The 19,504-nt window shown below is 71.8% G+C and carries 19 protein-coding genes; 7 read left to right on the forward strand and 12 right to left on the reverse strand.

What is annotated here, in order from left to right; translation table 11 throughout:
• Window positions 1-135 precede the first annotated feature (135 nt).
• Entirely contained in the window at window positions 136-789 is a 654-nt protein-coding gene (gene shbA / locus OG494_RS27250) for an RNA polymerase sigma factor ShbA (protein ID WP_328443354.1), read from the forward strand.
• Between the two features lie 70 nt (window positions 790-859).
• Here shbA and OG494_RS27255 read toward each other — a convergent pair whose 3' ends face one another.
• The 3 genes from OG494_RS27255 to OG494_RS27265 are packed head-to-tail and all read right to left on the reverse strand — an operon-like array spanning window position 860 to window position 2,998.
• Window positions 860-1,690, reverse strand: coding sequence for an amidohydrolase family protein (locus OG494_RS27255; RefSeq protein ID WP_328443356.1), 831 nt, complete (start codon window positions 1,688-1,690; stop codon window positions 860-862).
• Window positions 1,687-2,655 (reverse strand): aldo/keto reductase, encoded by a 969-nt coding sequence (locus tag OG494_RS27260; RefSeq protein ID WP_328443358.1) that lies wholly within the window; start codon window positions 2,653-2,655, stop codon window positions 1,687-1,689. The genes OG494_RS27255 and OG494_RS27260 overlap by 4 nt, the downstream gene beginning before the upstream one ends.
• Window positions 2,656-2,659: 4 nt before the next feature.
• Window positions 2,660-2,998 carry an L-rhamnose mutarotase gene (locus OG494_RS27265; RefSeq protein WP_328443360.1) on the reverse strand — a complete coding sequence of 113 codons (339 nt, stop codon included), beginning with the start codon at window positions 2,996-2,998 and terminating at the stop codon, window positions 2,660-2,662.
• An 81-nt stretch (window positions 2,999-3,079) separates the two neighbouring features.
• Between OG494_RS27265 and OG494_RS27270 the strand changes: the two genes are divergently transcribed.
• A complete protein-coding gene (locus OG494_RS27270; RefSeq protein ID WP_328443362.1) occupies window positions 3,080-3,820 on the forward strand; it encodes a FadR/GntR family transcriptional regulator in 741 nt (246 codons plus the stop codon).
• A gap of 120 nt (window positions 3,821-3,940) precedes the next feature.
• Here the strand turns inward: OG494_RS27270 and OG494_RS27275 are convergent, their stop codons facing one another.
• From OG494_RS27275 to OG494_RS27300, 6 genes are read right to left on the reverse strand one after another with little or no spacing between them, the layout of a single operon-like run.
• Window positions 3,941-4,954: an ABC transporter permease gene (locus OG494_RS27275; protein ID WP_328443364.1), complete on the reverse strand. Its 1,014-nt coding sequence runs from the start codon at window positions 4,952-4,954 to the stop codon at window positions 3,941-3,943.
• Window positions 4,951-6,462, reverse strand: a complete 1,512-nt coding sequence (locus OG494_RS27280) for a sugar ABC transporter ATP-binding protein (RefSeq protein ID WP_328443366.1) — start codon at window positions 6,460-6,462, stop codon at window positions 4,951-4,953. Before OG494_RS27280 ends, OG494_RS27275 begins: the two co-directional genes overlap by 4 nt.
• Window positions 6,459-7,493, reverse strand: coding sequence for a sugar ABC transporter substrate-binding protein (locus OG494_RS27285; protein ID WP_328459038.1), 1,035 nt, complete (start codon window positions 7,491-7,493; stop codon window positions 6,459-6,461). The genes OG494_RS27280 and OG494_RS27285 overlap by 4 nt, the downstream gene beginning before the upstream one ends.
• 45 nt (window positions 7,494-7,538) lie before the next feature.
• Window positions 7,539-8,285: an SDR family NAD(P)-dependent oxidoreductase gene (locus OG494_RS27290; protein WP_328443368.1), complete on the reverse strand. Its 747-nt coding sequence runs from the start codon at window positions 8,283-8,285 to the stop codon at window positions 7,539-7,541.
• Window positions 8,278-9,582: an enolase C-terminal domain-like protein gene (locus OG494_RS27295; protein ID WP_328443370.1), complete on the reverse strand. Its 1,305-nt coding sequence runs from the start codon at window positions 9,580-9,582 to the stop codon at window positions 8,278-8,280. Before OG494_RS27295 ends, OG494_RS27290 begins: the two co-directional genes overlap by 8 nt.
• Before the next feature lie 2 nt (window positions 9,583-9,584).
• Window positions 9,585-10,436 (reverse strand): fumarylacetoacetate hydrolase family protein, encoded by an 852-nt coding sequence (locus tag OG494_RS27300; protein ID WP_328443372.1) that lies wholly within the window; start codon window positions 10,434-10,436, stop codon window positions 9,585-9,587.
• 200 nt (window positions 10,437-10,636) lie between these two features.
• Here OG494_RS27300 and OG494_RS27305 point away from each other — a divergent pair, with 200 nt between their 5' ends.
• Window positions 10,637-11,860, forward strand: coding sequence for a multidrug effflux MFS transporter (locus OG494_RS27305; protein ID WP_328443374.1), 1,224 nt, complete (start codon window positions 10,637-10,639; stop codon window positions 11,858-11,860).
• Window positions 11,861-11,884: 24 nt separating this feature from the next.
• Here OG494_RS27305 and OG494_RS27310 read toward each other — a convergent pair whose 3' ends face one another.
• A complete protein-coding gene (locus tag OG494_RS27310; RefSeq protein ID WP_328443376.1) occupies window positions 11,885-12,148 on the reverse strand; it encodes a hypothetical protein in 264 nt (87 codons plus the stop codon).
• A 54-nt stretch (window positions 12,149-12,202) separates the two neighbouring features.
• Here OG494_RS27310 and OG494_RS27315 point away from each other — a divergent pair, with 54 nt between their 5' ends.
• Window positions 12,203-12,931: a MerR family transcriptional regulator gene (locus tag OG494_RS27315; RefSeq protein ID WP_328443378.1), complete on the forward strand. Its 729-nt coding sequence runs from the start codon at window positions 12,203-12,205 to the stop codon at window positions 12,929-12,931.
• Here OG494_RS27315 and OG494_RS27320 read toward each other — a convergent pair.
• A complete protein-coding gene (locus tag OG494_RS27320) occupies window positions 12,924-14,147 on the reverse strand; it encodes an NAD(P)/FAD-dependent oxidoreductase (RefSeq protein WP_328443380.1) in 1,224 nt (407 codons plus the stop codon). The genes OG494_RS27315 and OG494_RS27320 overlap by 8 nt on opposite strands.
• A 204-nt stretch (window positions 14,148-14,351) precedes the next feature.
• On the opposite strand from OG494_RS27320, the gene OG494_RS27325 reads away from it, so the two are divergent.
• The 3 genes from OG494_RS27325 to OG494_RS27335 all read left to right on the forward strand — a co-directional run bounded on the left by OG494_RS27325 (window position 14,352) and on the right by OG494_RS27335 (window position 18,768).
• A complete protein-coding gene (locus OG494_RS27325; protein WP_247062208.1) occupies window positions 14,352-14,555 on the forward strand; it encodes a hypothetical protein in 204 nt (67 codons plus the stop codon).
• Between the two features lie 66 nt (window positions 14,556-14,621).
• On the forward strand, window positions 14,622-16,601 hold the full coding sequence (locus OG494_RS27330; protein ID WP_328443386.1) for an SDR family oxidoreductase: 1,980 nt from the start codon (window positions 14,622-14,624) through the stop codon (window positions 16,599-16,601).
• 370 nt (window positions 16,602-16,971) lie between these two features.
• Window positions 16,972-18,768: a hypothetical protein gene (locus OG494_RS27335; RefSeq protein WP_328443388.1), complete on the forward strand. Its 1,797-nt coding sequence runs from the start codon at window positions 16,972-16,974 to the stop codon at window positions 18,766-18,768.
• Here OG494_RS27335 and OG494_RS27340 read toward each other — a convergent pair whose 3' ends face one another.
• Window positions 18,769-19,455: a S1 family peptidase gene (locus OG494_RS27340; protein ID WP_328443390.1), complete on the reverse strand. Its 687-nt coding sequence runs from the start codon at window positions 19,453-19,455 to the stop codon at window positions 18,769-18,771.
• Window positions 19,456-19,504 lie beyond the last annotated feature (49 nt).

Here is a 19,504-nt window from a genome sequence, read left to right on the forward strand (position 1 = left end):
CGAGAGGTGCTTACGATTACCCAGCGTCGCACGGAGCGCAGGTAGCGCCGGTCTCCCGGAGTACCTGCGATGACACCGTTACGGAGAGTTGAACCCCCGGCATGCGACGGTCGAGGGTCGGCCGGGGAGACGACCATGACAGCACCGCCGAGGACCACCGAGGTTTCCGCCACGGAGGTTCGCGATTATCGCACTCCCGAATCATTGCCCCGACCTGGTGGGCGACTGACGAAGGAGGACCTCGACCCGCTCGTCAAGGACGCGGGCGAGGGCAATCCCGCTGCCATCCACACCTTGCTCAAGATGATCGAGCCGGTCGTGGTGCGGTACTGCCGCGCGCGGATGGGAGGTCGTGACCTCTCGTACCTGTCGGCGGACGACGTCGCCCAGGAAGTGTGCCTCGCCGTGCTGAAAGCCCTTCCCGACTACCAGGACCGCGGCGGCTCGTTCCTCTACCTCGTGCACGCCATCGCCGCCAACAAGGTCGCGGACGCCTACCGCGCCGTGGCCCGCGACCGCTCCGAGCCCGTTCCCGAGCTCCCCGAGCGCCCGCTGGTCGGCAACGAGCCCGAGACGCGCGCCCTCTCGCTCGACCTCGGCGCCCGCCTCGGCCGGCTGCTCGCCACGCTGCCCCGGGTGCAGCAGGAGATCCTCACCCTGCGCATCGCCGTCGGGCTGTCCGCGACCGAGACGTCGGAGGCACTCGGCATCTCGCCGGGCAACGTGCGCGTCACGCAGCACCGCGCCCTCACGCGCCTGCGCGGCATGATCCGCGACGACGAGTTCTGACAGACCTTCACACCGGCGGGCGGGGAACCTCCTTTACCCCCTGGGGGACGTTCCCCGCCCGCATCCACGTTCAGGCCAGGTCGTAGACCGTCCGCGCGTTGTGCTCGAAGACGTCCAGGCGTTCCGCGTCCGACAGGGACCCGGTGAGCGAAACCGCCGCGTCCAGGACGACTTCATAGGCCGCGGCCAGCTCGCAGACCGGCCAGTCCGAACCGAACAGCAGCCGCCCGGGGCCGAACACGTCCAGCACGTGGTCGACGTAGCGGCGCAGGTGCGCCACCTCCCACCCCGACCAGTCCGCCGCCGTGACCAGGCCGGAGAGCTTGCACACGACGTTCTCGCGCTCCGCGAGCGCGGCGACCGCGGACGCCCACGGCTCCCACTCCCCCGCCGCGATCGGCGGCTTCGCCGCGTGGTCCAGGACCAGCCGCAGCCCCGGCAGCCGCAGCGCCACCTCACTGGCCGCCGCGAGCTGCGCGGGCCGCACCAGCAGGTCGTAGACCAGGCCGGCGTCCGCGACCGCGCTCAGGCCCGCCACGATCTCCGGGCGCAGCAGCCAGTCGTCGTCCGGCTCGTCTTCGACCTGGTGCCGGACCCCCACCAGCGGACCTAGCGACCGCAGCGCGGCCAGCCGGTCCGGGACGTCCGGAGCCCGCAGGTCGACCCAGCCGACGACGCCCGCGACCACCGGTTCCGCCGCGGCCGTCGCGAGGAACTCCTCGGTCTCCTCCTGCGCCGACACCGTCTGGACCAGCACGGTCGCGTGCACCCCGGCCGCCTTCGTCACCGCGCGCAGGTCGTCGACGGTGTAGGGACGGCGGATCGGGTCCATCGCGTCGCCCGCCATCCACGGGTACTCGCGTCGCGACGGGTCCCAGAGGTGGTGGTGCGCGTCGATCATGAGACTCCTTCGGCGATGACGGCGTCGGCGCGCAGCAGTCCCGCGTCGACCAGTTCGGCCCACAGCTCCGGCGGCACGACCACCCGGGCGCGCCGCGCGTTCACGCTCACCTGCTCCGGATCATGCGCGCCGACGACGACCGACGCCACCGCGGGATGGGCCATCGGCAGGGCCAGCGCGGCTTCGGGGAGTTCGACGCCGTGGCGCGCGCAGATCTTCGCGATCCGCTGCGCCTGCTCGACGAGCTCGGCCGGGGCCTCGGCGTAGTCGTAGACACGGCCGGGTTCCGCGGTGGCCAGGATGCCCGCGTTGAACGCGCCGCCGACCACCACCGTGACGTCGCGTTCGGCGCACAACGGCAGCAGCTCGTCCAGCGCGAGCTGGTCGAGCAGCGTGTAGCGGCCGGCCACCAGCACGACGTCGAGGTCGGTGCGGCGGACGAACTCGCCGAGCATCGGCGCCTGGTTCATCCCGGCGCCGAACGCGCCGATGACACCCTGCTCACGCAGCTCGCGCAACGCCGGGAAGGCGCCTCGCAGGGCCTGTTCGAAGTGGTCGTCCGGGTCGTGGACGTAGACGACGTCGACCCGGTCGAGGCCGAGCCTGGTGAGGCTGTCCTCGAACGAGCGCAGGACGCCGTCGCGGCTGAAGTCCCAGCGGCGCTTGTAGGCGGCCGGGACGGCGAAGCCCTCGCCGTCCTTCTCACCGGCGCCGCCCGGGTTCGGCTCCAGCACGCGGCCGACCTTCGTGGACAGCACGTACTCGTCGCGAGAATACGAACTCAGCGCGGCGCCGAGGCGGGTTTCGGACAGGCCCAGGCCGTAGTGGGGCGCGGTGTCGAAGTAGCGGACGCCCTCGTCCCACGCGCGCCGCACGGTCGCGGCCGCCGTCTCGTCGGTGATCGCGTGGTACAGGTTGCCCAGCTGCGCGCAGCCGAGCCCGAGCGGGGACAGGGAGAGGTTCACGCGGTCACTCCTTCACCGGCAGTTCCCAGACCAGCCCGATGCCGGTGTCGTCGCCGGAGTAGTCGTCCTCGACGGCCAGCAGCTCGGCCATCCGGGCCTGCCACGGGACGTTCGCGGGGTGCTCCCGCAACGCCGCGCGCATCGCCGCGTAGTCGTCGACTTCGAGGACGTGGAACAGGTCGAGACCGTTACGCCAGATCCGCCAGGTGCGGACGCCGGCCTCGCGCAGCGCGACGTCCAGCTCGGGTGGGATCACCGCGTGGACGGACTCGTAGTCGGCCTCCTTGCCGGGTTTCAGCTTCGTGTGGAGAGCCACTCTTTGCGGTGCGGGCTGGTGGGTCATGACCACTCCTTGGCCGGGACATGGCACGCTGGGGAGTAACACCCAAACATCCGAGGTCTGTTGCAGGGAAGGGCGGACACGATGCCCGTCACCGATGTCGCGATCGACAAGATCAAGGACATGATCATCACCGGCGAGCTGGCGCCCGGCGACCGGCTGCCGAAGGAGGCCGAGCTGGCCCAGCGGCTCGGGCTTTCGCGCAGCTCCCTGCGGGAGGCCGTGAAGGCGTTGTGCCTGATCCGGGTGCTCGACGTGCGCCAGGGTGACGGCACGTACGTCACCAGCCTCGAGCCGAACCTGCTGCTCGACGCCATGACGTTCGTGGTCGACTTCCACCGCGACGACACCGTGCTCGACTTCCTCGCCGTGCGGCGGATCCTCGAGCCGGCCGCGACCGCGCTGGCCGCCCTGCACATGAGTGACGACGACATCGCGGAGCTGGGCACCCTGCTCGGGGAGCTGGCCGACTCGCCGACCGTCGAGGCCCTCGTCGCCAACGACCTCCAGTTCCACCGCAAGATCGCCGACGGCTCCGGCAACCCGGTGCTCTGTTCGCTGCTCGACAGCCTCTCCGGGCCGACCGCGCGGGCCCGGATCTGGCGCGGCCTCACCCAGGAGGGGGCGGTCGCGAAGACCCGGGAACAGCACTCGGCGATCTACGAGGCCATCGCGGCCCGCGAGCCGGAACTGGCGCGCTCGTGGGCGACCGTGCACGTCGCGGGCGTGGAGCAGTGGCTGCGCAACGCACTGGGCACGGCCGACGACCCGACGGTGCCCGACTCGGACGCCGCCGCCGACCTGCCCGCCGCGGAAGCCTCCTGACCGCACGGCACGTCCTCCTCGTCCCCCAGCCTCGTGAGTGTTTAGGGCGGTTAGAACCGCCCTAAACACTCACGAGAGCCGCGGCAGACCATGGAACGTCGGATGATCACGTGACCGGGCTCAGGTCTGGGGCTTTCCACCCGCATACCGGGCGATGATCAGCGCGACCAGGATGATGGCGCCGTAGATGGCCCCCTGCCACTCCGCCGACACGTGCGCGTAGTTGAGCAGGCTGGAGACCGACGACAGCAGCAGGACGCCGGTCAGCGCGCCGACGAGCGTGCCCTTGCCGCCGTCGAGGGAGACGCCGCCGATCACCGCGGCCGCGAAGACCTGCAGGATCAGCCCGGAGCCCTGGTTCGCGCCCAGCGCGCCGACGTAACCGGTGTACGCGAGCCCGCCGATCGCCGCGAGGATGCCGGCGACGACGAACACCGCCCACGCGATCCGGTCGACGCGCACACCGGCCGCCCGCGCGGCTTCGCGGTTGCCGCCGATCGCGTACAGCGCGCGGCCGACGCGGTGGTAGCGCAGCACCCAGCCGGCGATCGCGAACAGCACCGCCGCCAGCCACACGGACATCGGCAGCCCGGCGAACGTCGTGGTCGCCAGGTTCGTGAACGAGTCCGGCAGGTTGAACAGCGTCTTGCCCTTGGTCGAGCCGACCTGTACGCCGCGCAGCACGGTGAGCATCGCCAACGTCACGATGAAGGCGTTCAGCTTCAGCTTCACGATCAGGAAGCCGTTGACGAACCCGACTAGCGCGCCGCACAGCGGGATCACCAGCAGGCCGATCGCGGTGGGCAGTTCGACGCCGAAGCCGGCCGAAGCCGCCGGGATGACCACCATCGCGCCGAGCGCGGGCGCCAGGCCCATGGTGGATTCCAGCGACAGGTCGAACTTCCCGGTGATCAGCACCAATGACTCGCCGAGCACGACCAGCGACAGCGCCGCCGACGCGGTCAGGATGCTGACGATGTTGCTCCAGCCGACGAACGTGTCGTCGACCAGGCCGCCGATGACGAACACCACGATGAGCGCGGGCAGCAGCGCGAGTTCTCGCAGCCAGCCGGCTTTGCGACGCCGGGGTGGGGCGGGCAGCTCCGTCTGCGGATCGGTCATCACGTCGGTCACGAAAGCTCGACTCCTTCGATGTCGGCCACGAGGTCGCCGTCGGACCACCCGGCCTGGTGCTCGGCGACCACGGCCCCGGCGCGCAGCACCAGGACCCGGTCGCTCAGGCGCAGGTCGTCGAGCTCGTCGCTGACGATCAGCACCGCCTTGCCCTCGGCGCGCACCCGGTCGACGACCGCGAGCAGCGCCTCCTTCGACTTCACGTCCACGCCGGCGGTCGGGTTGATCAGCACCACGACCCGCGGGTCGCCGGCCAGCGCCCGCGCGAGAACGACTTTCTGCTGGTTGCCGCCGGACAGGTCGGACACCGGCTGCTCGGCGCTCGCGGCGACGATGCCGTAGTCCTTCAGCGCCTGCGACGCCTTGGTGAACCGCGTCTTCGGCGAGGCGATCCCGCCGCGGCCCATCTTGTCCAAAATGGACAGGGTGGCGTTGTCCATGATCGGGTGCTCCAGCACCAGGCCTTCGTGGTGCCGGTCGCGCGGCACGCAGCCGATCCCGGCCTTGAGCGCCGCCGGGATGTCGCCCGGCCGCAACGGTTTGCCGTCGACGCGGACGGTGCCCGCGGCCGGTGTCCGCAGGCCGTAGACCGTCTCGGCGACCTGGTGCTTCCCGCTGGCGTTGCTGCCCGCGAGCCCGACGACCTCGCCCCGGTGGAGCCGGAACGAGACGTCCGAGAAGCCGTCACCGGACAGGCGCTCGACCGCGAGGATCTCCGGCGCGTCCGCCTCTAGGGCTTCGCGCGTCGCGGCGTCGCGGACGGACAGGCCGCCCGGTTCGCCGGTCATCGCGTCGACCAGCTCGGCCCGGCCGACGTCGGCGACCGGGGCGGTCAGGACGTGCATCGCGTCGCGCAGCACGGTGACGGCCTGGCAGACCTCGTACACCTCGTGCAGGTGGTGCGAGATGAACAGGAACGTCACGCCGCCCGCCTGCATCTGGCGCATCCGCTCGAAGAGCCGCTCGATGGCCTGCTTGTCCAGCTGCGCGGTCGGTTCGTCGAGCACGATGAACCGGGCGCCGTAGGACAAGGCGCGGGCGATCTCGACGAACTGCCGGTCCTCGACCGACAGTTCGCCGGCCGGGGTGTCGACGTCGACGTGCACGTCCCACGAGCCGAGCAGCTCTTCGGCCTGCCGCCGCAGCTTCTTCCAGCCGATCGAGAACCCGCCGCCCGCCTGCCGGTTCAGGAACAGGTTCTCGGCCACCGTGAGCTGCGGGACGACCATCGCGTGCTGGTAGACGCAGGCGACCCGCGCCTTCCAGTCGTCCTGCTTGGTCAGGGGCGGGGCCGGCTCGCCGCTGAACTCGACGTGCCCGGTGTCCGTGGCGGACAGGCCGGTGAGGATCGAGACGAGGGTCGACTTGCCGGCCCCGTTGCGCCCGACGAGCGCGTGGGACTCGCCGGGACGCACCTCGAGGCTGACGTCCTGGAGCGCCACGGTGGGGCCGTAGCGCTTGCCGACGCCGTGGGCGCCGACCACCGGGGTGGCAGGCGGGGCGATCACAGGTTGTTCCCCCACAGGGCCTTGTCGTCCACGTTGGCCTTGGTGATGACCGGCGCGGGCAGCTGGTCCTCGAGGATGCCGGGGCTGATCTCGACGATGGTGCTGCCGTGGTCGGTCGGGCCCGGCTTGAACGTCTCGCCGGCCATGGCCTTCTTCAGCCAGTACAGGCCGTACTTCGCGTACGCGTCGGCGGGCTGGGAGACCGTGGCGTCCAGTTCGCCGGCCCGGATCGCGGCCAGCTCCTGCGGGATGCCGTCGTTCGAGACGAGCACGATGTGCTTCGGGTCGCCGACCGGGAAGGAGAGGTTCTTGCGCTTGAGCGCCTGCTGGGTCGGGGCGAGGTAGACGCCGCCGGCCTGCATGTAGACGCCCTTGATGTCCGGGTTGGCCGTCAGCATGCTGTCCAGGCCGGAGGACGCCTTGTCGGCCTTCCACTCGGCCGGGATGTCCAGCACCTGGATGCCCGGGTACTTCTGCGCCATGCAGGCCTTGAAGGCCTCCGAGCGGTCGCGGCCGTTGACCGAGGCGAGGTCACCCTGGATCTGCACGACCTTGCCGGACTTGACCTTCTCGCCGATCGCGTCGCACGCCTTGGTGCCGTAGGCCTTGTTGTCGGCCCGCACCACCATCGCGACCTTGCCGCTCTCGGGAGCGACGTCGACCGCGACCACCGGCACGCCCTTGTTCTCCGCCTGCTTGAGCCCGGCGACGATCGCCGCGGAGTCCAGCGGCGTCACGACCAGGCCCTTGACGCCCTGGTTGAGGAAGGTGCCGATGTCGGTGATCAGCTTCGCCGGGTCGCTGTCGGCGTTGACCGTCGGGAGGACGTCGACGCCCTCGGTCTTGGCCATCTGCGGGACGTAGTTGTTGTAGGCCTGCCAGAACGGCGAGGTCAGCAGCGGCAGGGTCGCGCCGACCTTGCCGCCGGCGCCGCCCCCGCCCGCGCTCGGCGCGGCCGCATCGTCCTTGGTGGACCCGCAGGCGGCCAGCACCAGGCCGCAGACGGCGGCCGTGGCGGCCACCTGGATCACCCTGTTGTGCACTGCATCCTCCTTGATGGCAGCGAAAAAGTCTGTTCAGTCGTGCTGCACGGGCCCGCGCGGGCGCAGGCCGTGCATGCCGCCGTCGACCGCGAGCGCGGTGCCGGTGGTCGACGCGGAAAGCGGGCTGGCGAGGTAGACGATCGCGTTCGCCACCTCGTCGGCGGTGACCAGCCGGCCCATCGGCTGGCGGGCGGCGAGCGCCGCGCGTTCGGCCGCCGGGTCGGTGGCGGAGTCGAGCAGCCGGCCCACCCAGGGGGTGTCCGCCGTGCCCGGGCACACGCAGTTGACGCGGATCCGGTCCGGCAGGTGGTCGGTCGCCATGGCCAGGGTCAGCGAGAGCACCGCGCCCTTGGTGGCCGAGTAGAGCGCGCGGCTGGGCAGGCCGGCCCAGGCCGCGATGGAGCAGGTGTTGACGATCGCCGCGGACGGCGAGTTCTTCAGGTGCGGCAGGGCGGCCCGGGCGAGCCGGACCATGCCGACGACGTTGACGTCGAACACGCGGTGCCACTCGTCGTCGCCGTTGGCGGTGACGTCGCCCTGCGCGCCGATGCCGGCGTTGTTGACGAGGATGTCGAGGCGCCCGAAGCGTTCCACGACGGCGTCGACGGCCGAGCGCACGTCGTCGTCCGAGGAGACGTCACACCGGAAGCCGTCGTCACCAGGTTTCAGATCCAGGACTGCCACCTGGGCGCCGCGTTCGGCCAGCAGGGTCGCCGTCGCCAGGCCGATCCCCGAGGCGCCTCCGGTGACAGCGGCCACCAGACCCTCGAATTCACTCACTTGCGGTCTCCGTCCACTCGGGACCGTCCGGGAAGCGGAACCGGCGCAGCGTGGCGTCGTGAATGCGCGCGGAGAACCCGGGGGCGGTCGGGGCGAGGTACCGGCCGCGCTGCACGACGGCCGGGTCGGTGAAGTGCTCGTGCAGGTGATCGACCCACTCGATACTGCGGTCCGCATCAGTGGCGGACACGGCCACGAAGTCGAACAGCGACAGGTGCCGGACCAGTTCGCAGAGCCCGACGCCGCCGGCGTGCGGGCACACCGGGACGCCGAACTTGGCGGCCAGCAACAGGATCGCGAGGTTCTCGTTGAACCCGCCGACGCGGGCGGCGTCCAGCTGCAGCACCGAAATCGCGTTCGCCTGCAGGAGCTGCTTGAACATCACCCGGTTCTGGACGTGCTCGCCGGTGGCCACGCGGATCGGCGCAAGCGCTTTCGCGATGGCGGCGTGCCCGAGGATGTCGTCCGGCGACGTCGGTTCCTCGATCCAGTACGGGTCGTACGGCGCGAGCGCGGTCATCCAGGTGATCGCGGCGGAGACATCCCAGCGCTGGTTGGCGTCGACGGCGATGCGGATGTCGTCGCCGACGGTTTCGCGGGCGAGCTTCATCCGCCGGACGTCGTCGTCGAGGTTGCCGCCGACCTTGAGCTTGATCATGTCGAAGCCGTCCACGACGGCCTGTTCGGCCAGCCGGACCAGCTTCGTGTCGGCGTACCCGAGCCAGCCGGGCGACGTGCTGTAGGCGCGGTAGCCGTGCGCTTCAAGCTGCGCGATCCGCTCGGCCCGGCCGGGCTCGGCGGCGCGCAGGATGTCCAGGGCTTCGGCCTCGGTGAGCGCGTCACTCAGGTAGCGGAAGTCGACGAGGCCGACGAGTTCCTCGGGCGTCATGCGGGCCGCGAACTTCCAGACGGGCAGCGCGGCGCGGCGCGCGGCGAGGTCCCACGCGGCGTTGACGACCGCGCCGACCGCCATGTGCGCGACGCCCTTTTCCGGGCCCAGCCAGCGGAACTGCGAGTCGCCGACGAGCGTGCGCGACAGGTCGCCGAGCGCGGCCGCGTCGGCCGGCACGTCCCGGCCGACGACGTGCGGCGCGAGCGCGCGGATCGCGGCGGCCTGGACGTCGTTGCCGCGGCCGATGGTGAACGCGAGGCCGTAGCCGTCCGGGCCGCCGTCGGTGTGCAGCACGACGTAGGCGGCGGAGTAGTCCGGGTCGGGGTTCATCGCGTCCGAGCCGTCGAGCTCCCGCGACGTCGGGAACCGGACGTCCAGGACCTCCATGCCGATGATCTTCGCCATGGTCAGGCCTGCCTCGCGCTCTGGCGCTGCCGGCCGAGGCCGTCGATCTCCAGCTCGATCACGTCGCCGTCGCGCAGGTAGGGCTTCGGGTCGGGCTGGCCGAGCGCGACACCTTCGGGGGTGCCGGTGTTGATCAGGTCGCCCGGGCGCAGCACCATCACCTGGCTCAGGTGGTGGATGATCTCGGCCACGCTGAAGATCATGTCCTTGGTCGAGGAGTCCTGTTTCTTCTCGCCGTTGACCCACAGCCGCAGGCCGAGGTCCTGCGGGTCGGGCACTTCGGCCGCGGGCACGAGCGCCGGGCCGAGCGGGTTGAAGTTCTCGCAGGACTTGCCCTTGTCCCACTGGGCGGTGCTGAACTGGAGCGCGCGCTCGGAGACGTCGTTCGAGACGACGTATCCGGCGACGTAGTCCAAGGCCTCGTCGACGCTGTCGAGGTAGCGGGCGGTCTTGCCGATGACGACGCCCAGCTCGACCTCCCAGTCGGTGCTGACCGACTTGCGCGGGATGAGGACGTCGTCGCCGGGGCCGACCACGACGTCCGGCGCCTTCATGAACACGACGGGCTCGGTGGGCGGCGTCGCGCCGGTCTCCTCGGCGTGGCGGCGGTAGTTCATCCCGATGCAGACGACCTTGCCCGGCTGGGCGATCGGCGAACCGATCCGCAGGCCCGTGACGTCTTCCTCCGGCAGCTCTCCGGCGGCGAGCGCGGCGGCCACGCGGGCGACGCCGCCGGTGGCGAGGAACCCGCCGTCGATGTCGGCGGTCAGCCCGCTCAGCCCGTAGGTCGTGCCGTCGTCGGCGCGGACGAACGGACGCTCACTTCCCGGCTCACCGAGGCGTACAAGCTGCACGGATGTTCCCTTCACCGACACGACCAGACATCCGATGTATATCGCAGACGAGGTCTCCAATCCAGAGCCGTCGCACAATCGGCTCGAAATTGGTCGGATCAGTGTCGGGCACGAGTCATTCGAGCACGGGGTGTCACCAGTCACAGCCGGAATAGGCTCGAGGACCGCGTCGCTGCTCCGTGAGTGACCTGAGGAGGCCGATGACCGACACGGCGGAACCTACCGCGCCCACCCGGCGCGCGCAGCTGAAGTTCGTGCTGATCCTGGGCGGCCTCTCGGCGTTCGGCCCCCTGTCCATCGACATGTACCTGCCCGCGCTGCCGCAGATGGCGGGCGACCTCCACGCCGCGGACACGACGGTGCAGCTGACGCTCAGCGCGTTCATCGTCGGCCTCGCGCTGGGCCAGCTGGTGCTCGGGCCGCTGTCGGACGCGCTCGGCCGCCGCGGCCCGCTGCTCGTCGGGCTGGTCCTGTACGTCGTGGGCTCGGTGCTGTGCGCGGTCAGCCCGGACGCGTGGCTGCTGGTCGCCGCGCGGGGCGTGCAGTCCCTCGGCGCCGCCGCGGGCATCGTGATCGCCCGCGCCGCCGTGCGCGACCTGTACTCCGGCACCGCGATGACGAAGTTCTTCTCGACGCTGATGCTGGTCAGCGGCCTGGCCCCGATCCTCGCGCCGCTGATCGGCGGGCAGCTGCTGAACTGGACGTCCTGGCGCGGGGTGTTCGTGGTGCTGACGGTGTTCGGGGCGGTGCTGCTGGCCGTGGTGGCTTTCGCGCTCCCGGAGCCGCTGCCGGCTTCCCGGCGCTCGCCCGCGCGGCTGGGCCGGGTGATGAAGACGTACGGACGGCTGGTGGTGGACCGGACGTTCGCGGGTTACGCGCTGGCGTCCGGCCTGCTGTTCGCGTCGATGTTCGCCTACATCTCGGGGTCGTCGTTCGCGCTGCAGGGTGTGTACGGGTTGAGCCCGCAGGCGTACAGCGTGGTGTTCGGGGCCAACGGCGTCGGCATCGTGCTGGCGGGTCAGCTGAACGGCCGGCTGGTCGGGCGGATTTCCGAGCGCGCCCTGCTGCGGGCCGGCCTTCTCCTCGGCGCGGTGGCCGGCCTGCTGGTGCTGCTGTCGGCGTGGGCGCACCTGCCGCTGGCGGCGTTGCTCGTGTCGCTGTTCCTGCTGGTGTCGAGCATCGGCCTGGTGATGCCGAACGCGAGTTCGCTGGCCCTGGCCGAACACGCGCGCTCGGCGGGCGCGGCGTCGGCGTTGCTGGGGGTGCTGCAGTTCGTGGTGGGCGGCGTAGCGACGCCGTTGGTGGGCCTGGGCGGGCCGGGGACGGCGGTCCCGATGGCGGCGACCATCGCGGGGTTCGCGGTGCTGGCGCTGCTGGCGTTCTCGGTCCTGACGCGGCCGGTGCGGGTTGTCGTGAGTGTTTAGGGCGGTTCTAACCCCCCTGAACACTCACGACCGTTCGTCGCGCAGCAGCCGTTCCAGCTCCGCGCCCGCGCCGTCGTAACCGGCGTCGGAGATGCGCTGCAGTTCCAGGAGGTCGCCCGCCGCGACCGCGTGCCGGGTGAGCAGGCGCCCGGCGTGCTCGCAGCCTTCGTCGAGCAGCTCGCTCAGCTCGGCCAGGTCGCCGCGGGCGTCGGCAAGCTCGGCCAGCCGGTCCAGCGCGGTTTCGTTGCCCTCGTCGGCCAGCGCGCGCAGAGTCTCGTAGTCCGCCATGCCGACATCGTCCGACGTTGCCCCTGGGGCAAGGTCAAGGGGGATCATGGCGGGATGCTCACCATCGGACAGCTCGCCGGGTACGTCGGGGTGACGACCAAGACGATCCGCGTCTACCACGCCAAAGGCCTGCTGCCCGAGCCGGAACGCGACGCGTCCGGCTACCGGCGCTACAGCGCCGAGCACGCCGTCGACCTGATCAAGATCCGCACGCTGGCCGAGGCCGGCGTGCCGCTGGCCCGCATCCGCGAGCTCCGGTCCGCCACCGGCGACGAGTTCCGGCGGGCGCTGGACCGGATCGACACCGACCTCGCCGCCCGCATCGAAAGCCTGCGCGCCACCCGAGGACGTCTCCGCCAGCTCGCCGACGACCGCCTGCCCGCGCTGCCGGCCGAAGTCACCGGCGTCCTCGAGCAGTTCACCCGCTTCGGCTTCAGCGAGCGCTGGGTGGCGCTGCTGCGCGACTTGTGGCTCCTGGTGTTCGCCACCCACCCCGCCGCGGCGCGCGCCGCGTTCGACGACCAGGCCGCGATGCTCACCGACCCGGTCCAGCGCGAGCTGTTCCTCGCCTACGACCGGGCGTACGACCTCGACCCCGCCGACCCGCGGCTCGCCGAGCTCGCGGACGGGATCGTCGCCGCCACGCACGCGCGCTACGGCGACGACCTCCCGGCGTACGGCGACCCGGCGATCCCGGCCCTGGTCCAGGGCGCGGTCAACGCGTCGTCACCCGCGTGGCGACAGCTCGACACCCTGATCCGGCGCCGTCTCGGTGTCAGGTGAGCGACGCCAGGTCCGCCGTCTTGAGCTGCTCCGCCGTCACCTTCGTGCGGCCGTCGACCAAGGCCGAGAGGGCGTCGCCGTCGTCCCACATGTTCACGTTCATCGCCGCCGCCACTTCGCCGTCGCGGAGCCAGAACGCCGTGAACTCCCGCGACGCGAGGTCTCCGCGCACCACCAGCTCGTCCGCCGCCGGGTCGGCCAGGCCGCGGTACTCGCAGCCCAGGTCATACTGGTCGGTGAAGAAGTACGGCGACGCCAGGTAAGGCTCGTTCTCCCCCAGCAGGTTCTGCGCCACGTGCGTGCCCTGGTCCTTCGCGTTCGACCAGTGCTCCACGCGGATCCGGCGGCCGTAGCGCGGGTGGAAGTGGGCCGCGATGTCGCCGACCGCGTAGACGTCCGGGGCCGCCGTGCGCAGGCCCGCGTCGACGCAGACGCCGCCGTCGTCGGACAGCTCCAGGCCCGCCGCGTGGGCCAGCTCGACCCGCGGGGCCGCGCCGACCGCCACCAGGACCACGTCGGCCAGCAGCTCGTCGCCGTTGCCCAGCTTGACGCCGCGGACGCCGTCCGGGCCGCCGGTGATCTCCGCGACCTGCTCGCCCAGGCGCCAGTGGACGCCGTTTTCGGTGTGCAGGTCCCGGAACACGCCGCCGATCTTCTCGCCGATGACGTTCGCCAGCGGGACCGCGACCGGGTCCACCACCGTGACGTCCGCGTCGTGCGAGCGGGCGGCCGCCGCGGCTTCCGAGCCGATCCAGCCGGCGCCGATCACGACCACGCGTTCCGCCTCGGCGAACGCGGACCGCAGCTTGAGCGCGTCGTCGAGGCTGCGCAGGGTGTAGAGGCCGGGCAGGTCGCCGCCGGGCACCGGCAGGGAACGCGGCCGCGAGCCGGTGGCCAGCACGAGCCGGTCGTAGCGGTGCTCGCCGCCCGCGTCGTCCAGCACCAGCCGCGCGCCCAGCTCGACGCGCGTCGCGGTGACGCCGGGGGTGAACCGGATGTCCTTCTCCGCGTAGAACTTCTCTTCGTGCACCCAGTCGGGTTCGTCCGTGGTGCCGAGCAGCACGCCCTTCGACAGCGGCGGCAGCTCGTACGGCCGGTGCGGATCGGACCCCATGAGCAGGATTTCGCCGGGATAACCGCGTTCGCGCAACGCGGCCGCGGCGGACGCACCGCCCAGGCCCGCTCCGACGACGACGATCTTCCGCGGCTCCGACATCCTTGACCTCCACCGGCGACAGCAAATCCTGGCGCGAACCTACTCCCGAACCCGCCGCACCACATCCCGGTACGCCGGAACCTCTCGTTCCGCAAGGGAAAACTCGCGGGTAGGCAAATCGGGTGAACCGGCGTCATGGCCCCGTGGCGAGGTCCTCCCACCCCCGCACGAAGCAGAACGTCGAGGGAATCGGAGGCGGCGACCATGAGTCGGGGCGAATGGTCGGTCACCTGCCGGGATCTGGCCGGCAGGCGCAGGGACGTGACGGTGTTCGTCAGCAACGACAAGGTGGTGCTCGTCGCGCCACCGGGCGAGGCGGCGGTGCTCGGGCCGCTGGACGTCGGACGGCTGCGGGCCGCCTTGCGTGACGCCATCGTGGCGACCGCCGACGACAAGGTGGAAACCTGACAACTACCGTTCCTACTTTTCAGTAGGTTAGAGTCGGCCCACCACGACGAGTGCAAGGGGCCGGCCATGACCACCTACTTCGTGACGGGCGCGACGGGTTTCCTCGGGAAGCGCCTGGTCGCCCGGCTGTTGCGGCGGCCGGAGACGTCCGCCGTGTACGCACTGGTGCGTGAGACTTCCCGGGAGCGGCTGTCCGTGCTCGCGCGGGGCTGGGAGAACGCAGGCAAGCTGCACCCGGTCGTCGGCGACCTGACCGAGGCGCGGCTCGGCGTCGACGACGCCGGGCTGCCGCACCTCGATCACGTCGTCCACCTAGGCGCGGTCTACGACTTCACCGCGGACGAGGAGGCCAACCGGCGCGCCAACGTCGAGGGCACCCGGCACCTGCTCGCCTTCGCCGCGGCGGCCGCGGCGGGGCTCGTGCACCACGTCTCGTCGATCGCCGTGGCGGGGGATCACGCCGGGCGCTTCACCGAGGCCGACTTCGACCTCGGCCAGCACTTCGGGTCGCCGTACCACGCGACGAAGTTCCAGGCCGAGAAGCTCGTCCGCGAGCAGCCGCTGCCCCACCGCGTCTACCGGCCCTCAGCGGTCGTCGGCGACTCGCGCACCGGCGAGATGGACAAGATCGACGGCCCGTACTACTTCCTGCCCGCGATCTCGCGGCTGGCGGCCCTGCCCCGGCGGCTCCCGCTGGCCGCGCCCGACCTCGGCGCGACCAACCTGGTGCCGGTCGACTACGTCGTCGAGGCGATGGAGTTCCTGATGCACCGGGACGCGCCGTCCGGGGCGACCTACCACCTCGCCGCCGCGCGCCCGCAGTCGCTGAACTCCGTCTACAACGCCTTCGCGCGCGTCGCGGGCGGGCCCACGATCCGCGCCGTGCTGCCCGCGAAACCGTCGAACGTGCTTCGCCGTGCGGGCACCCGGCTCGCGCACGCGGCCGCCGCCGGGGTCGACCGGGTACCTGGCGGGCGGGCCACGCGGGCCGCCGTCCTCGAAGAGCTGGGCGTGCCGCTCGAAGTCCTGCCGCACCTGAGCACCGAAGTCGTCTTCGACACCGCGCGCACGACGACGGCGTTGTTCGGCAGCGGCATCCAGCTCCCGGAGCTGCGCGACTACGCCGCCCCGCTCTACCGCTTCTGGCGGGCGCACCTCGACCCCGACCGCGCCCGCCGCACCCACGGCCTGGCCGGGCGGACGGTGCTGGTCACCGGCTCGTCGTCCGGCATCGGCCGGGCCACCGCCCTCGCCGTGGCCCGAAAGGGCGCGAAGGTGATCCTCGTGGCCCGGCGCGCCGACGAGCTCGACGACGTCCGTGGCGAGATCACGGCCGCCGGCGGCGTCGCGGCGGCGTACCCGTGCGACCTCACCGACGGCGACGCGGTCGACGCGCTGGTCAAGGACGTGCTCAGCGACCACGGCGCGGTCGACATGCTGGTCAACAACGCCGGCCGGTCGATCCGGCGCTCGGTTTCGCTGTCCACGGAACGGTTCCACGACTACGAGCGCACGATGGCGATCAACTACTTCGGCCCGGTGCGGCTCATCCTCGGGCTGCTGCCGTCGATGGCGCAGCGGCGCTTCGGGCACGTCGTCAACGTCACCACCATGGGCCTGCAGACCGACACCCCGCGCTTCTCCGCCTACCTGGCTTCGAAGGCCGCGCTGGAGGAGTTCGGGCTGGCCGCCGGGCGCGAGACGCTCTCGGACGGCGTCACCTTCACCTCGGTCCGGATGCCGCTGGTGCGGACGCCGATGATCGCGCCGACCGGCTACCGCGGGATCCCGTCGAGCAGCCCGGAACGCGCGGCCGCGCTCGTCGTCAAGGCCCTCGAAGAACGTCCCGCGATCCTCAGCCTCCCCGAAGGACGGGCCGCGGAGATCGCGACGTTCGTCGCGCCGCGGCTCTCCCGGTTCGCCGCGCACCTCGCCCACCGGGCGACGCGGGAGTCGGCGCCGGAGGCCCGCGGGCTGCCGGGCCGGCCCGCGCCCGCGGCCGTCGCGGCGGCGATCACCCGCACAATCTGGCGCCGTCGTGCGTGATCGGTGCGAATTCCGGCAAAACCCTGGCACCGCGGCGACGGTACTTCTACCCTCGCGCGAGTCTCGTTCATCAGGACGAGCGTGAACTGGGGAGTTCGAAATGCCGGAACGCAGTACTGGGGAACGCACCGCCGCCGCGGATCAGACCGCCGCGATCGGCACCGCCCGCACCACTACCGGGTGACACTCACCAAGTCCGTGAAGGCCTCCTTGAGGGACTCTGAGTCCCTCAAGGAGGCCTTCACGGACTTGAGGCCCACGTCGTCCCAGGCCGGGCGGACCGGGCGGGCCCGGTGGTGCTGTTCATCCCGGTGGTGACCCCGGCCGCTACCATCGCTTCCCGGGTGTGATCGGTGGAAGGCGGGCAGGGGTGGACGTGGCGAGTCCGGTGCGCGCCACCGCCTCCCCGGACGACGCGCCCGCGGCGCTCTCCCGGCCGCTGCTGCGCTGGAGCGCGCACGCCACCTGGGTCGTGCTGCTGGCGCTGGCCACCGAACTCCGCGTCGGCCGCTTCGGTTTCCACCCCTCCGACCAGGGCTTCATCCTCGCCCAGGCGTGGCGGGTGCTGCAGGGGGAAATCCCGCACGCCGAGATCATCTCCGCGCGCCCGCTCGGTTCCGCGGTCCTGCACGTCGTCGACTTCGCCTTGCCGATGCCGCTCTTCTTCGGGTCGAGCTTCCTGTCGATGATCGAGATCATCGTGGCGACCATCGCCTTCGCGGCGCTGGTCACCCGCCGCCGGGTGCTGGCCTGGGGGCCGGGCATGACCGCGATGGTCGCGGCGGCGTCGCTGATCAACCTCAACGCGTTCCCGCTGATGGCCTGGCACACGGTGGACGGCATCGCGCTCACCGCGTGCGGCGCCTGGGCCCTGGACGCCGGGCTGCGCGGCGGCCACGCGCTCGCCCGGCGCGGCGGCCTGGCGCTGCTCGGCTGCGCGGTGTTCGTCAAGCAGAGCTTCGCGCTGGCGGCCGTGATCGGCGTCTTCTGGCTGCTGTTGCACCCGGCGACGCGGTCCGGCGCGCTGCGGACGGCCCGCTGGTGGCGCCGCCTGGTCCTCGACCTCCTCGCGCTCGGCGCGCCCGGGCTGGCGTACGTGGCCTGGGTGAGCCTGGGCGGCGGCTTCGCGGAGATGGTCGAGCAGCTGACCGGCGGCGTCCCCGCCTACGGCGAGCGGCTGCTCGGGCTGTGGCTGGACGACCCGGAGGTGCTGACCCGGGCGCCGGTGCGGGAGCTGAGCTTCTTCGCCGCGATCTCGGTGGTGCTGCTCGCGGTCCGGCTGCCGGGCGACCGGCTCGGCGCGGCCGGGCGGGCGGCGTCCTGGGTGCTCGTGCTGGGCGGCGCGACGGCCGTGGTCCTGACCGTGGTCGACGGCCGGTTCACCGGCTCGTCGCGCTGGGCGGACGTGCTGTGGTGGATCGTCGCGGTGAGCGTGCTGGTCAACGCGGCCGTGACGCGCAAGGTGCCGTGGGCCGGGCTGCTGGTGCTCGCGACCGGGTTCATGACCAGCCTGTCCTGGGGCAACGACACGCCGACGCTGCTCACCGGGACGCTCGCGCTGACGGCGTTGCTGCTGCTGAGCGCGGTGGTCCCGCCGCGGCCGCGGCTGGCGCGGCGCTGGGTGACCGCGACAGCGGGGCTGACGGCGGTGGCGGTGTGCGGCTGGGTCGTCGTCGCGCGCCACGACGAGGCGGCCTACCTCGACCTGAGCCACGACAAGCTGACCGAGGACCTCGGCGCGGTGACCCCGGCGATGAGCGGGATCCGCACCAACCCCTCGACGTTCACCTACGTCCGGCAGATCCGCGACTGCCTGGCGGAGTTCCCGGCGGGCCGGACGGCGATCCTGCCGGACAGCTCGTTCGCCTACCCGGCGTTCGGGCTGCGCAACCCGTTCCCGCTGGAGTGGCCGCTGCCGCTGGAGATCGTCGGCGACGCGCCGCAGCGCATGCTGGCCGAGGCCGGCGACCTCAACCGCGAAGGCGACTACCTGGTGCTGTTCCAGACGGACTCGATCCGGCAGCTCGCCACCGGCGGCCCGGTGCCGGCGCGGATCCCGCTCGACACGCCGGTCTTCGACTACCTCGGGCTGGAGAAGGCGATCCAGGCGAAGCTCACCGGGCAAGCGGTGACCTGCGGCAGCTTCGTCGGGAAGTACGCGCGCTGATCAGCCCTCGTTGATCTGCTGGTGGATCCAGTTGGCCACGACGTCGACCCGGGCGATGACCTCGAGACCGGGCTGGGGGCACGCCGGCCCGTCGTTGACGATCGCCACCAGGGTGCCGGTGCGGTCGTCGGCGGAAGTGAAGAACGGGCCGCCCGAATCGTCCTTGCACGGGCTGTTCTCGACGGTCCGCGTCACGACCGGCGCGGCTTCGAGGGTGGTCTGCCGGATCTTCGCGACGGTGAACGCCCCGCGCTTGAGGTGGTCGGACGGCGCGACGACGGTGGCCGACACCGACCCCCAGCCGGCGAACTTGAGCGGCTGCCCCTTCGCCGGCGGCTCGTCGGCCAGTTCCAGCGGGGTGATGCCGGTGATCGGCTTGCTGAGCTTGATCACGGCGAGGTCGTTGAGCGCGGACTGCCGGACGTCGACCACCTGCGCCGACTCGCCGCCGGTGTCGCTGTCCTTGAGCTTCCCGAGCGTCACGGTCATGTCGTAGCGCGGCCGGCCGCCGACCCGGACGTCGTTGACGTCGTGGAAGCAGTGCCCGGCCGTCACGACCCACTGAGGCGCGACGAGCGAGCCGCTGCACGCGCCGCTGCGGACGCCCCCGCCGGGGACCGGGATGTTCGTGGACGTCAGCTTCGCGTTGAACGGCAACACCGGCTCGGGCACCGGACGGCTGAGCACGGGAGTCGTCGGGCTACTGCCCGTGGTACCGCTTTGGGTCACCGCGGTG

Source organism: Amycolatopsis sp. NBC_00438, from assembly GCF_036026695.1.
In the GTDB taxonomy this organism is placed as follows: Bacteria; Actinomycetota; Actinomycetes; order Mycobacteriales; family Pseudonocardiaceae; genus Amycolatopsis.